The following is a 14,371-nucleotide window of genomic DNA, read 5'->3' as shown; positions in this document are numbered from 1 at the left end:
TAGTATCATGAAAAAGTACAATTTTGGTGCTGGTCCCTCTATTCTTCCCCAGCAAGTCATTAAAGCCACCGCAGAAGCCTGCATAGAATTTGACGGAATGGGACTTTCTCTTATGGAAATAAGCCATCGTACGAGCAATTTCCAGGCTGTGATTGATGAAGCGGTTGCCCTAGTCAAAGAGCTTTTGAATGTCCCCGAAGGATATGAAGTCCTTTTTGTGGGAGGTGGAGCTTCTACTCAGTTCTGTTACGTTCCCTTTAATCTGCTCGAACGCCAAGCCGCCTACTTAAACACGGGCGTATGGGCAAAGAAAGCCATCAAAGAAGCCAAGCTTTTTGGAGAAGTAGTGGAAGTAGCGTCTTCTGCCACCGACAATTTTACTTACATCCCTAAAGGATATACTATCCCCACTACCGCAGATTACTTTCACATCACCACCAACAACACCATCTACGGCACCGAATTGCACGAAGACATCGATAGTCCAGTTCCTGTGGTGGCAGATATGTCGAGCGACATCTTCTCTCGTCAGATTGATGTATCGAAGTATGCCCTCATTTATGGTGGAGCTCAGAAGAATCTCTCTATGGCTGGAGTCACGTTTGTCATTGTTCGCACCGACATTCTTGGCAAGGTGAGCCGTCCGCTTCCTTCAATGATCGACTACCGCACCCACATAGCAGGTGGAAGCATGTTCAACACCCCTCCAGTATTGCCTATCTACACCTGTCTTCAAACCTTGCGTTGGATAAAAGAACAAGGTGGAGTAGCTGAAATGGAGCGTCGCGCCAAAGAGAAGGCCGAACTGCTCTATGCAGAAATCGATCGCAACCCCTTCTTCCGTGGCACCGTGACAGACAAGGCTGATAGAAGTTACATGAATGTATGCTTCGTCATGGCAGAAGGCAAGGAAGAACTCGAAGCCGAGTTCCAGAAGTTTGCCACAGCTCGCGGCATGCATGGAATCAAAGGCCATCGTTCTGTCGGTGGATTTAGAGCTTCTATTTACAATGCCATGCCTCTCGAAGGCGTACAAGCCTTAGTAGAAACGATGAAGCAATTTGCACAAGAACATTAACCGCTTATTTTGCATTGTATGAACATTCTGATTGCCACCGAAAAGCCTTTTGCGACCTCAGCTGTTGAGGGCATTCGAGAAATTGTCGAAACCGCAGGGCATCAACTCCAGCTGTTGGAGCGATACACTGAGAAAAGTGAACTGCTGGCTGCCGTGGCCAATGCAGAAGCCCTCATTGTGCGTAGCGATGTCATTGATGCTGAAGTCTTTGATGCAGCTCCTCAGTTGCAAATTGTAGTACGTGCAGGAGCAGGAGTCGATAGTATTGATTTAGAATCAGCCACCGCCCACGGCGTAGTCGTGATGAATACACCTGGGCAGAACGCCAATGCAGTAGCTGAGCTTGTGTTTGCCTATCTCCTCTTCCATGTGCGTCAGCATTTTAATGGAAAAATCGGTAGTGAACTCAAAGGCAAGCGAATAGGTCTTTTGGCTTATGGCAATGTGGCCAGTGAAGTGGCGCGTATCGCTAAGGGTTTTGGTATGGATGTTCATGCTTATGACTTCTTCCATCGTGTAGAGCGCATCGAGAGCGACGGAGTGTATGCAGAGCACAATTTGTATGACTTAGTGCAATGTTGCGACATTGTGAGTTTACACACCCCTGCTACGCCTCGCACCATTGGATTTGTCAATCGCGAAATGATAGAATTGATGAAACCAGGTGGGATATTGGTCAATACTGCTCGCAAAGAAATTATAAACGAAGACGAACTTCTAGAGCTTTTACAAGAGCGCACAGACCTTAGTTTCATCACTGACATTCCGCCCAAGCGACATGAAGACTTCAAAGCCTTGTTAGGAGATCGGTATTTTGCGCCTCCCAAGAAGATGGGCGCGCAGACCGCTGAAGCCAATGCCAATGCCGGTCTTGCTTCTGCTCGACAAATCGTGAAATTCTTTGCAACAGGCGATAGAACATTCCAAGTGAATGAGTAGCAGTCTCAGTCTTTATAGAGTGGTTCTCCTTCATAACGGCTACTTATCTCCTGGCTTATAGCATGCCATTCCCGAACTAATACCTTTCATTCGTTAGCAAAGGAGGAAAGGGTAGGAGTCATCCTTTCTTCCTCTGCTAGTGATTCTTGACAACAGGTTGGTACTTTTCATTGTCACCAACAAGCATAACTCTATACTTTCCTTAAATTCTTACCATTATGCCCAGAGTAAAACCTTTCCGTGGGCTACGTCCCCCCTCTCATCTTGCCGCCCAAGTGAGCAGTCGCCCTTATGATGTGCTCAATTCTTCAGAAGCGCGTGAAGAATGCCGAGGCAATGAGAAATCACTCTACCACATCATCCGTCCAGAAATAAACTTTCCCGAAGGCACAGATGAGCACGATCCACGTGTTTATCCCGAAGCAAAGCGACAGCTCACTCATTTTATCGAGCAAGGATGGCTAGTGCAAGATACTCAATCATGCTACTATCTCTATGCCCAAACCATGAATGGGCACACCCAATATGGTATTGTGCTCACTGCTCACGTAGACGATTATAACAATGGGCTAATTAAGAAGCATGAACTCACCCGTCGTGACAAAGAAGATGACCGCATGCTGCACCTCTTTGCCACCAATGCCCACATCGGTTCTGCCTTTTTAGCTTTCAAGCACAATCCCATCCTTGTGCGTCTCATAGATCGCATAGCCCAAGGCAAGCCAGAAATAGACTTTGTAGCCGATGTAGACGGCTTCCGCCATACCTTGTGGGTGATTGATAGTTCAGATGATATAGCCACAATCACTCGTGAGTTTGGAGCAATGGACGCCTTATACATCGCCGACGGTCACCATCGTTCGGCAGCCGCAGCCCGTGTGGGAGTGGAACGAGCTGCTGCCAATCCAGATCATCAAGGTGATGAAGAGTACAACTATTACTTGGCAGTGTGTTTCCCCGCCGATCAACTCACCATCCTTGACTACAATCGTGTAGTAGCTGACCTCAATGGACTAAGTGATGAGGCATTCTTGACAGCTCTGCAAGAAGACTTTGAAGTCAAAGAACAAGGAGAAACCCCTTATACTCCACAGCAACCTCACCAGTTTTCACTCTATCTCAATCGCAAGTGGTATTCCTTAGATGCGCGCCCAGGCACGTACGATGCCACAGATCCCATAGGAGTGCTTGATGTCGACATCTCTTCTCGTTTGATCTTAGACAAATTGTTAGGCATTACCGATCTGCGCAGTTCCAAACGTGTAGATTTTGTAGGTGGTTTGCGTGGACTCTCCGAGCTACAACACAGAGTGGATAGTGGTGAAATGAAAGCCGCTCTAGCACTTTATCCCGTGTCTATGAATCAAGTGATGCGCATAGCAGACACAGGCAACATCATGCCTCCCAAGGCCACTTGGTTTGAACCCAAACTTCGTAGTGGTGTAGTTATTCATCTCATGGAATAAGTAATCGCTCCTCTCCTTCTTTCCTTACGATTAGTCCGTTAGCTAATATGAATTTATCTATATTCTCTGTTGATTAGTCTCTTGAAAGGGGGAGGCACAGACTCAATCCCTCCATATTGCTTTAAGCCTGAGTCTTGACTTGTTCCAAATGTGGCGTGCTCTCTCGATGAGAACACGCCACATTCTATTTATGTATGAACAGAAGGCCGGCAAAGTCATACCCTAGTTTTAAGCAGCCAGTGAAATGTCTAGGCTCGCAGATTAACGGCATGGCTAGAACGTGGAGGAAGAATAGCCGAAAGGAGATGATGAAATAGCCGAATTTCTATGCTCCAAAAGAAAACTTTACATTTTATAAGGGCAAATTTAACGCTACATTGAAGAGCAGTGATAGTCTTGTAGGCAAATACGCGATTCTCCGCAGTAAGTTTGTCGGGAATTGTCGGAGAGAATAATGAAAAACTCCCACAAAATATATTTTTTCTCCTAGATTTTCCTCTAAAAACTAGGAGAAAAAGAAGTCTAATCTCCAAGATTTAACTCTAAAATTGGTGAGTAAGGTAGTAAAAAGTAAGAGATAACTGGCAAGTAGTGCTTGTCTAGAAGGCTAGTTAGCACTATATCTTTGTATTTATTCTCCTAGATGGTTGGAAACTCTGTCTTTTGTCTTGCTGTATATTTAACAATTCAAAGTTAGATAGAGTAGTGAAAAAGGGCTATTTATCTACTGCAGAAAGTAGATAAATAGCCCTCTTATGCCCTTTTGTCCTAAAATTTTCGTAGCACCAAACGATGGGAGCCAGAGACGAGTGTCATTTTTTCGTCTGTAAGCAGCTCTACTTTATAGCGCATTGGCAATTCTGTGATGCCAAAGGCAGAAAGATCGGCTTGGTGCGTCGAATCAATGAGGATGTCTTGTTGGTTCACGCGATTCATCAAATAGCCTTTCGTGATGATCAAGCTATCGCCTTGATGAGAGAAACGCGCCACAACACCACCAGAGTACTTCACTTTGGTGATGGGAGACTTTGTGAACGACCGTAACTGCAGGAGGTCTAGCTGGATGGCCCAATATGTGCGCTCGGCTTGTACGGAGCTTCCATCGCGCTCCATCAATTGCCAATGCCCATCTAGTTTGCCATTGCGAGGCAGTTTGTCACAGCTAAAAGTGAGCGATAGGGCAAACAGCCAGGCTAAGCAGGCTAAAAGACCGTTGCGTAACGAAAAAACTAATGAGCGTTGTCGAGGAAGCATCGCAGCAGCCCAGGCCACAGAAGTCATGATTTTCTTGATAAGCATGCTCATTTTTCAAATAATCTAATGCCAAAACTCAACATAAATCCTAAACGATGGCCAAGTCTGTCGCCAAAGTCTGCTCCGACAGCTGCAGTCGCGTAGCATCGGCCACGAAGTTGTCCACGAGAGAAAGCTCCCCCTTCCCATCGTGCTTCTGCCAGCAGTGAATGCTGGTGCTGAATCTCATGGAAAGGGATGCTATAAGTGCCCCAACTCTTCAAGTGAGAATACATCAAGCGATAGTGCAACTGCGAGAATGGCTGTCCGGCTATCCCGATATGCTCTGCTCGAAATCGAGTGGCAGGGAATTGTAAGTTCTTTTTACCATCATACAGCGGCGAAGCAAAGAGAGCATTTCCCATAGCCATGCCATAGTGTTGCCATCCAGCATATAAGCCATGATTGTAATAATTGTCAACCCCACTCACTTGGTCTGGAATTTCTCGAGTGTGATCGTGATAGACTGGCCCACTCTGATAGTCCATTCTCGTCACTTCTCCAACCATTTTCCCCACCCAACGATTGCGAGGAAAACGGATTTCCATCCCTAACAATCCGTCCAACCATCCATATTCGTCAAAGGCTTGACTGTCGTCTTCAAAATAGTGGTCGTAGTATAGTCGGGCTTGCCAATCATCTTTTGCACGATAGCGAAGAGAGGCACGCCAAGCTCCAATCGTATTGCCCGAAGCATTGGCATATCCTTCGCCATCAGTGGGGTCGCCTCCGCCTTTTCCTACAAAGGCGTAGAGGTATTCAGCAGCCCTCTCGGGCATCTTAAGTGGGGTGGAGTCGTAGTTGTGGATGGTTCCGCCAAAGGTGTTGGCCATCTCCAAGCCGCCGATAAACTCCCATGGTGAGTCATCTGTCCCAATGCGTAGGTAGCCCGACTTCTCGTGATATTTAGCCCCAGTGGCAAAACGCCCTTTCACAGGAACCATACGACGCTCTTGCCAGTCTCCATCTTGCAACCAACCATAAGCTAAATGTCCTCGCAAGGCAAATTTGCTATGAGCACCACCAATGCGCCACCAGCGTTTCACCTGCCAAGAGATGGACAAAGGTTGCATGGCATTGCGACCTAATGCGAAGGCTCCCGTCGACAAATCTTCGTCATTGAGCGGAGTGTCGTGACTGCGAGTGCCAAAAGCAAAGCGAGAAGCTCCTTTGTCTAGAGCAAGCAACACGTCTTGTGCGCGTACATTGTTGTCTAGATCGCGATTGGTGGTGATGGTAGCTCCGTAGCGTAGCGACCAGCCACGCCCAATGTTGCGGGGGCGATCATAGACTCCTACCAATAGAGTAGGCCGATGTCCTTCAACACTCAATACTCCCCAGCGGTTGGCCGCGAACCAAAATGGCTGAAAGTCCCCTCCACCTGCTGTGCCTATGCCTGCTAATTGCAGCATCATGCTAGAGTCAGGTAGTTCGGGACGTTCAAAGTTTTGAGCAAAGGCACAGCCTAAAGCAGAAGATAGCCCCCAAAACAGAGAAAAAAGACGGATGTGTTTCATGAAAAGTCATTAGAAACCCTATGGTCTTCTTCAAAAGATTAGAAGATATCGAATAGGGAGTTCACCTGATTGCGCAAGTTTACCATTTGCTTCTGAAAAGGTTCGAGAGTGCGAAGCAACATGTTGGATTGAACGGAAGAGGTTGGCGGAGTGAGCAAGGCCTTTTCGTTGATGATGGCACGCAGACCAGCAGGGACTAATTCTACTTTGATGCGGGCGGTCGTTTCATAAGGGTCGCCGTCACAGTGAGCAGGGCCAGCAGTGGTGCGCTCGATCAGCAGACGATTGGTGCGGAAGGTCTTGACATGTGAATTGTGAGGAAGGGTGCGCTGAAATAGTTGCATGGCCACTATTGGTGCTTCCAATATACTAAAGGGCTCCAATACAATGACGTCCATGAGTCCATCCTTCATAGAAGCATCAGGAGCGATGTAGGCATTATTGCCATATTGCGAAGCATTGGCGCAAGCGATTAAGAAAGCATCCACTTCTTGCATTTCTCCTTCGCTCTCTCCTCCGATGTATATGCGGTAGGTCTCAGGCTTATAAGTTAGGCCGTCAGTAAGTGTTTTTTCAACATAGGTTTTTAGTCCTCGTGTATTAGCCTCAGCAAATTTAAGACTGATGAAGGCATCAAAGCCCACCCCGCAGGTGCAGAAGAAAGGTTTGTCATTGATCAAACCATAATCTAAGTCCGTTACCACATTGGCATTGATGATGTCTAAGGCTTTCTCGATGTCCATAGGGATGAGCAAGTGACGAGCCAATCCATTTCCACTGCCGGAAGGCACGATGGCAAGTGCTGTTTGCGTGTGTACCAGTGAGCGCGCCACTTCGTTTATGGTGCCATCACCACCTACTGCCACGACGATGTCAAAGCCTGTTTCAGCAGCTTCACGGGCTATTTCTACGGCATGGCCTGCATATTCGGTGTAACGAATCTCTACAGCAAACCGTTGATGATCAATGCGACGTTTGATAGCATTGACCACTTTGCCTTTGCGGCTTGTGCCCGAAATCGGGTTGATGATGAAAAGAATGCGTTGCATCATAAAAAAACGGAGTTGATATGGCTGCAAAGATACTCTAAACTTTAGAGTTTGCCCACTGAAACTCTCATGAAAAACAGCGAGACGGCATTTTTTCTGTCATTTATTGCACACTTCTTAGGATAAATGTGTAACTTTGCATGCCAAAGAAATAATGAAATAGGACGGAAATGCTCGAAAGAGAGGTCAGCATTACCCGTGCATATCGGGCTTTGCCTACTTTTCGTCCGCTTTTTCAGCATTCCGCTATAATATAACCAATGGATATTCTTCACGAACGCTTATCTAAGTTCACTCTCCCCGATGAGGTGAGAAAGCAAGGTCTTTACCCCTACTTCCGAGAAATTGAAGGTAAACAAGGTACCGAAGTCGAAATGGACGGACATCACGTCATCATGCTTGGGTCGAACGCTTACACAGGTTTAACAGGTGACGAACGTGTCATCGAAGCTGGCGTTGAAGCCATGCGTCGCTATGGTTCTGGCTGTGCAGGAAGTCGATTCCTTAATGGTACACTTGACCTTCACGTAGAGCTAGAAAAAGAGCTTGCAAAGTTTCTGGGCAAAGATGAAACGCTTTGCTTTTCCACTGGATTCACGGTGAATAGTGGTGTGATTCCTGCTCTCCTTGGTCCACACGACTATGTGATTTGCGATGATCGTGACCATGCCTCTATTGTAGATGGTCGTCGTCTCTCTATGGCTAAGCAGTTGCGCTACAAGCACAACGATATGGCTGACCTAGAACGCAAGCTTCAAAAGTGTGAAGCCAACTCAGTGAAGCTCATCATCGTGGATGGTGTCTTCTCTATGGAGGGAGATCTCTGCGACTTGCCCAAAATCATTGAGCTCAAGAAAAAGTATGGTGCCACTGTGATGGTGGACGAAGCTCATGGTATTGGTGTATTTGGTCGTCAGGGACGTGGTGTTTGTGATCACTTCGGTCTTACGGACGAGGTAGATCTCATTATGGGCACGTTCTCAAAGAGCCTTGCATCTATCGGTGGATTCATTGCTGCGGACAGCACCATTATTGATTATCTCCGTCACACAGCGCGCACTTACATCTTCTCAGCCTCTAACACGCCTGCTGCTACCGCTTCTGCACTGGAAGCTTTGCGCATTCTTCAGCGTGAACCCGAGCGTTTGGAAGCTCTTTGGGAAGTGACGAACTATGCGCTTAAGCGTTTCCGCGAAGAAGGCTTCGAGATTGGGGATACAGAAAGTCCTATCATTCCTCTCTATGTACGTGACCTCGAGAAGACTTTTGCGGCTACAGCAATGGCCTTTGAAGCTGGTGTATTCATCAATCCTGTAGTGCCTCCTGCGTGTCACCCTACTGACACCTTGGTTCGTATTGCCCTTATGGCTAATCACACGCACGAACAAGTGGATCGTGCGGTGGCCGCTCTGGTGGGCGTGTTCCGTCAGTTGGAAATCATCAAATAAATCCTAGAGCATCAATGCGGAGTAGCAGCTTAGTTCCTGCATCGCTGTTCTCCTTATCTATCTATCGCTCTCACGACTCTTTTTTCCTGTTGTGAGAGCGATAGTTTTGTTGTCTTTCTCAGTGCTTTAGTTGGTAATGATAATGAGAGCTAAGTAGTCTCTGTCTCGTTATTGTTTATTTTAAATCTTCAGCTGCAATAGCTTTTTTTTAGGGCATTTTGTACAATCCGAACGCGCAAAACTATCTTGTTTTGCAAGTCGTCTTTGCAATTGCGCTAGATTTATTTGTTCCTATGCTTAAAAAATCGTACATTTGCCCCTAGTAAAGGGCAATCATCGCTTCTACTTATAGTGTGCTTTGTCGTAAGATAGCACACCGAAGTGTGGCCTTGTTGCGCCTGTATAAACAAATATCTCCAATAATCATCGAGCTTCGCATAGCACTTTTTCGATTCTCATGGAAAATCCCACCCATCTTCTTAATCTCGCAGCCGACAACATTCGCACACTTGCAGTAAGCATGGTAGAACGTGCCAAATCTGGACACCCTGGTGGTGCCATGGGCGGTGCTGATTTTATCAATGTCCTCTTTAGCGAATTTCTGATTTTCGACCCTGAACGACCAACTTGGGAGTGTCGCGACAGATTTTTCCTGGATCCAGGACACATGTCACCTATGCTTTACGCCCAACTTGCGCTTATCGGTCGCTATTCCATTGATGAACTTATGTCATTCCGCCAATGGGGTTCGGCTACACCTGGACACCCCGAGGTGAATTTTGAACGTGGTGTGGAGAATACTAGTGGTCCCCTTGGGCAAGGTCACACCTTCGCTGTTGGTGCTGCAATTGCGGCTAAAGCTCTCTATGCACGCACGGGTAACAAGGGATTCCAGAAAGAACGCATTTATGCCTACATTTCTGATGGAGGTGTGCAAGAGGAAATCTCACAAGGTGCTGGTCGCTTGGCTGGACACCTTGGCTTGAACAACCTTATCATGTTCTTTGATGCCAACGAGATTCAGCTTTCTACTCCCACAGCAGATGTAATCTCTGAGGACACGGCAATGAAATATCGCGCTTGGAACTGGAATGTGCTGGAGATTGATGGTAATGATCCTGAACAAATCCGACAAGCTCTCCGTGCTGCGCGCGAGGAAGATGCACGTCCTACGCTCATCATCGGACATACTGTGATGGGTAAGGGCTGCCGTCAAGCAGATGGTTCTAGCTATGAGCGCGACTGCCGCACACACGGAGCTCCTCTTGGTGGTGATGCTTATGCGAATACGGTGCGCAATCTAGGTGCTGATCCTGAGAATCCTTTTGTAATTCGTCCCGAAGTGGCCGAGCTTTATGCACAGCGTAAAGAAGAACTCAGAGCTATTGTAGCTGAGCGTTATGCTGAAGAGAAGGCTTGGGCTGCTGAGCATCCTGAACAAGCGAAACTTTTGGCAGACTGGTGGGCACAACGCTTGCCAGAAATGCCTTGGAAGGAGTTGAAGCAGAAAGATAATGGCCCCACTCGTAATGCTTCTGCTGAGTGTTTAGCTATGCTTTCCGCACACATGGGTAACATGATTGTGTCATCTGCCGACTTGTGCAACTCTGATAAGACTGATGGCTTCTTGCGCCATACTACAGAGATCAAGCGCGATGACTTCTCTGGTGGATTCCTACAAGCAGGTGTGAGCGAACTCACCATGGCTTGTGTGTGTATCGGTATAGCACTACATGGTGGTATGCAAACCGCTATGGGTACATTCTTTGTCTTCTCCGACTACATGAAGCCTGCCATTCGTATGGCTGCTTTGATGGAGCTTCCTGTTAAGTTCGTGTGGAGCCACGATGCCTTCCGTGTAGGTGAAGATGGGCCTACCCACGAACCCGTGGAACAAGAGGCGCAAATCCGTTTGATGGAGAAACTCCAAAATCACTCTGGCCGTGATTCTGTGCGTGTGTTGCGCCCTGCTGATGTGCACGAGACGACTGTGTGCTGGCAGATGGCTATGGAGAACTTGGATACTCCCACTGCGCTCATCTTTAGTCGCCAGAATGTAAAAGACTTGCCTGAAGGTACTAATTACGAAGGAGCACGTCGCGGAGCTTACACTGTGATTCGCGAAGAGAATCCTGATGTGATTCTTATTGCTAGTGGTTCGGAAGTTTCCACCTTAGTTGCTGCTCGTGAACTCCTGCTAGCCGAAGGCATTCGTGCTAACGTGGTGAGCTGCCCCTCTGAACAGCTCTTCCGCAATCAAGATGAGGCTTATCGCGAGAGTGTTATCCCCGCTGCAGCTAAGAAGTTCTTCCTTACAGCTGGACTTCCCGTAGTGTTCGAGACCCTCTCCGCAGGCAATGGTCACATCTATGGTTTGAACCACTTTGGTCACAGTGCACCTTTCACCGTACTTGACGAGAAATTTGGTTTCACTGCTGAGAATATCTTTGGCGAAGTGAAGCAGTACCTTGCACGATAACCCATTAAACACGAGCGGAAATGTCTGGACTTCTCAGATGAGAAATTGGCATTTCCGCTCGTTGCTTTGTGTCTGATGCTAGGTTAGCCATCTCTCCAAAACTGGCATTGGACTTCCATAAAGGATTTTTTTGAGAGGGGAGGGAGTCACTTCGGTTTCCCCTCAAACTATTATGATATTATTACCTTACGTAAATGAATAAAATAGGTTTGGCCTCAGATCACGCAGGCTATGAACTCAAGACTTTTGTAAAGCAATATCTCGATGAGCACAACATAGAATATGTGGACTATGGCACTCACAGTGAAGCTTCTTGCGATTATCCTGACTATGCTCATGCCTTGGCCACAGGTTTAGCCCAAGGAGAATGCACTCGTGGCATCGCTATATGTGGCAGTGGTGAGGGTATCTCTATGACACTCAATAAGCACCAGCACGTTCGCGCTGCTTTGGTATGGATGCCTGAGATTGCACACATGACGCGTTTGCACAATGATGCCAATGTTTTAGTGATGCCAGGTCGCTATATTGACACCGACACAGCCTCTGCTATTATGGATCAATTCCTTAACACAGATTTTGAAGGTGGCCGTCACGAAGCACGCATCGCAAAGATTGCAGTGACTCAATAAGGTTAAATTCGTGGGGCAAGTAGTGAAAAGTGAGGGAGTGTAACAAAAAAAGTTTGTTTCACCTTGGTATAATCCACTGAAAATTATTAACTTTGCACTCAATTTGAACTATAGGCCTCAACAATAACTCAAAACAAGGAACAGATGACCAAAGCAGACATCGTAAGGGAGATTGCCAAAAAGACTGGCATTGAGAACGCAACTGTGCTTGCTTCAGTAGAAGCATTCATGGAAACGGTGAAGGAGTCGCTCGCGAAAGAAGAAAACGTATATCTGCGTGGATTCGGCAGCTTCATCCTCAAGAAGCGTGCAGCTAAAACAGCTCGCAACATTTCGAAGAATACGACTCTCATCATTCCCGAACATAACATTCCTGCATTTAAGCCTGCCAAGACTTTTGCAGAGATGATCAAGAAATAATGCAACGCTGTGAGTGGTTTTGCTCTATGAGTCTAAGCTTTTCGCAGGCTCTCAAGGCAATGGATGTTCTCCCACAGTGGAGATTGCTCATCTCGCTCACAACGCTCTCTCGTATATTCATTAACTAGTTAAATTCAACCATCATGCCTAACGGAAAGAAAAAGAAGAGACATAAGATGTCTACCCACAAGCGCAAAAAGCGTCTGCGCAAGAACCGTCACAAGAGCAAGTAAACTCTTGTCATGACGGCTGGAAAGTTAAAAGTCAATGTGGCTTCGCCCTGCGAAGGTGCTGGCTTTTAACTTTTCTGTTTTGCTGACAACTTGTAACTGTGGCGTGGCTCACCTGTCTAAAGTTTCGACTTGTCGAAGCTATAGACTGCTCAGATAGGGCACAAAGTGTGTTCGCCTCTCTGCCACAAAACCACAAACCATCATCATGACTAGCGAAGTTATCGTCGATGTCCAAAAGAACGACATTTCGATTGCCCTACTCGAAGACAAACGTCTGGTAGAGTTTCAACAAGAAGGTAGATCGGAGCAGTTCGCAGTGGGCAACATCTACCTAGCAAAGGTTCGGAAAATTATGCCCGGACTCAATGCTTGCTTCGTGAACGTCGGATATGAGCGCGATGCTTTCCTCCATTATCTTGATCTTGGAGTGAGATATCGCCAATTTGAACACTATCTAAGTCTGATTAAAGGGGGAAAGCGTAAGCCCCTACCGCTGAATAAAGTACCTCGCCAGCCCAATACCGAAAAAGAAGGGCAGATACAAAATACCGTATCCGTAGGGCAGGAAGTACTTGTTCAAATCGTCAAAGAACCGATCTCCACCAAAGGACCACGACTCACTTGTGAAATTTCCTTTGCCGGCCGTTATTTGGTGCTGATACCTTTTACTGATAAGGTGAGTGTATCGACCAAAATCAAGAGCGATGCAGAGCGAGCAAGATTAAAACAGCTTATTCATAGCATCAAACCCAAAGGTTTCGGTGTTATCATCCGCACAGTAGCAGAAGGTCGCCGTGTTGCGGAGTTAGACCAAGAGTTGCGTATCCTTGAAAGTCGTTGGGAAAGTGCCATAGCCAACATACAGCAGGCTGACAGCTTGGACAAAGCAACCTTAGTCTACGAAGAAACGAGCCGTACTGTAGGCCTTTTGAGAGATTTGTTCAATCCTTCTTTCTCCAGCATCCACATCAATGACAAGAGTGTCTATGAGGAGGTGCGCGATTACGTAACACTCATCGCTCCAGAAGCCAAGGATATTGTAAAGCTCTACAAAGGCAATGTTCCGATATTTGACAATTTCTCTGTCACCAAACAGATAAAATCGTCACTCGGTCGCACGGTGACGTATAAGCATGGTGCTTATATGATCATCGAACACACAGAAGCCTTGCACGTGGTAGACATTAACTCTGGCAATCGCAGTAAGAGTGTAGAAGGACAAGAGGTCAATGCACTAGATGTAAACCTCGGTGCTGCCGATGAATTGGCACGACAACTCCGTCTCCGCGACATGGGAGGCATCATTGTCGTTGACTTCATCGACATGGCGCAGCCAGAAAATCGCCAGCAGCTCTATGAGCGTATGGTGGAGAACATGAAAAAAGACCGTGCTCGCCACAACATCCTTCCTCTTTCTAAGTTTGGTCTGATGCAAATCACTCGCCAACGTGTGCGTCCTGCTATGGATGTTAAGGTAGAAGAAGAATGCCCTTCCTGCGGCGGAACAGGTAAAATCAAATCATCTTATCTTTTCACAGATGCATTGGAAGGTAAGATTCGTATCATCACAGAAGACTTAGGCATCAAGAAGTTCCGACTTCACGTTCATCCTTTCGTTGCTGCATACATCAACCAAGGCTTCATCTCTCTGCGCCGTCGCTGGCAATTCCATTATAGTCGCGCGTTGCAGATTGTCCCTGACCAAAGCCTTGCCTTCCTCGACTACAAGTTTATCGATCACAAAGGTGAAGAAATAGACATGCAAGAGGAAAGAGAAAACCAATAGTCGCACAGCGAATAGGACAGACTCCTTAGAC

General features: G+C 46.9%; 11 protein-coding genes. 8 read left to right on the top strand and 3 right to left on the bottom strand.

The features are described 5' to 3' along the window. Window positions 1–7 precede the first annotated feature (7 nt). From serC to HMPREF9999_RS04605, 3 genes are all read left to right on the top strand, one after another. A complete protein-coding gene (gene serC, locus HMPREF9999_RS04615) occupies window positions 8–1,078 on the top strand; it encodes a 3-phosphoserine/phosphohydroxythreonine transaminase (protein ID WP_009437264.1) in 1,071 nt (356 codons plus the stop codon). Between the two features lie 18 nt (window positions 1,079–1,096). Further along, window positions 1,097–2,017: an NAD(P)-dependent oxidoreductase gene (locus HMPREF9999_RS04610; RefSeq protein WP_009437263.1), complete on the top strand. Its 921-nt coding sequence runs from the start codon at window positions 1,097–1,099 to the stop codon at window positions 2,015–2,017. Window positions 2,018–2,235: 218 nt separating this feature from the next. Beyond that, window positions 2,236–3,483, top strand: coding sequence for a DUF1015 domain-containing protein (locus HMPREF9999_RS04605; RefSeq protein ID WP_009437262.1), 1,248 nt, complete (start codon window positions 2,236–2,238; stop codon window positions 3,481–3,483). A 768-nt stretch (window positions 3,484–4,251) separates the two neighbouring features. Here the strand turns inward: HMPREF9999_RS04605 and HMPREF9999_RS04600 are convergent. Genes HMPREF9999_RS04600 through HMPREF9999_RS04590 form a run of 3 tightly spaced genes read right to left on the bottom strand, consistent with a single transcriptional unit; the run spans window position 4,252 to window position 7,345 of the window. Further along, complete coding sequence (locus HMPREF9999_RS04600) at window positions 4,252–4,782, bottom strand: lipocalin-like domain-containing protein (protein WP_232301275.1); 531 nt, start codon at window positions 4,780–4,782, stop codon at window positions 4,252–4,254. A 2-nt stretch (window positions 4,783–4,784) separates the two neighbouring features. Further along, window positions 4,785–6,293 carry a hypothetical protein gene (locus HMPREF9999_RS04595; protein WP_009437260.1) on the bottom strand — a complete coding sequence of 503 codons (1,509 nt, stop codon included), beginning with the start codon at window positions 6,291–6,293 and terminating at the stop codon, window positions 4,785–4,787. A 38-nt stretch (window positions 6,294–6,331) separates the two neighbouring features. Next, the gene (locus HMPREF9999_RS04590; protein WP_009437259.1) at window positions 6,332–7,345 is read right to left on the bottom strand and encodes a diacylglycerol/lipid kinase family protein; all 1,014 of its coding nucleotides are present in this window, start codon (window positions 7,343–7,345) and stop codon (window positions 6,332–6,334) included. Window positions 7,346–7,602: 257 nt separating this feature from the next. Between HMPREF9999_RS04590 and spt the strand changes: the two genes are divergently transcribed. The 5 genes from spt (at window position 7,603) to HMPREF9999_RS04565 (ending at window position 14,340) form a co-directional block, all read left to right on the top strand. Continuing rightward, entirely contained in the window at window positions 7,603–8,790 is a 1,188-nt protein-coding gene (gene spt / locus HMPREF9999_RS04585) for a serine palmitoyltransferase (protein WP_009437258.1), read from the top strand. A 457-nt stretch (window positions 8,791–9,247) separates the two neighbouring features. Beyond that, window positions 9,248–11,269 (top strand): transketolase family protein, encoded by a 2,022-nt coding sequence (locus HMPREF9999_RS04580; protein ID WP_009437257.1) that lies wholly within the window; start codon window positions 9,248–9,250, stop codon window positions 11,267–11,269. Window positions 11,270–11,463: 194 nt separating this feature from the next. Beyond that, window positions 11,464–11,901, top strand: a complete 438-nt coding sequence (gene rpiB / locus HMPREF9999_RS04575) for a ribose 5-phosphate isomerase B (protein ID WP_009437256.1) — start codon at window positions 11,464–11,466, stop codon at window positions 11,899–11,901. Between the two features lie 123 nt (window positions 11,902–12,024). Further along, window positions 12,025–12,321: an HU family DNA-binding protein gene (locus tag HMPREF9999_RS04570; protein WP_262480952.1), complete on the top strand. Its 297-nt coding sequence runs from the start codon at window positions 12,025–12,027 to the stop codon at window positions 12,319–12,321. Between the two features lie 438 nt (window positions 12,322–12,759). After that, the gene (locus tag HMPREF9999_RS04565) at window positions 12,760–14,340 is read left to right on the top strand and encodes a ribonuclease E/G (protein ID WP_009437254.1); all 1,581 of its coding nucleotides are present in this window, start codon (window positions 12,760–12,762) and stop codon (window positions 14,338–14,340) included. Window positions 14,341–14,371: the final 31 nt, after the last annotated feature.

The sequence above is a fragment of the Alloprevotella sp. oral taxon 473 str. F0040 genome, assembly GCF_000318095.2.
Lineage (GTDB): Bacteria > Bacteroidota > Bacteroidia > Bacteroidales > Bacteroidaceae > Alloprevotella.
Note: the sequence above shows the minus strand (reverse complement) of the source record. Positions and strands in the feature narration are given on the sequence as shown.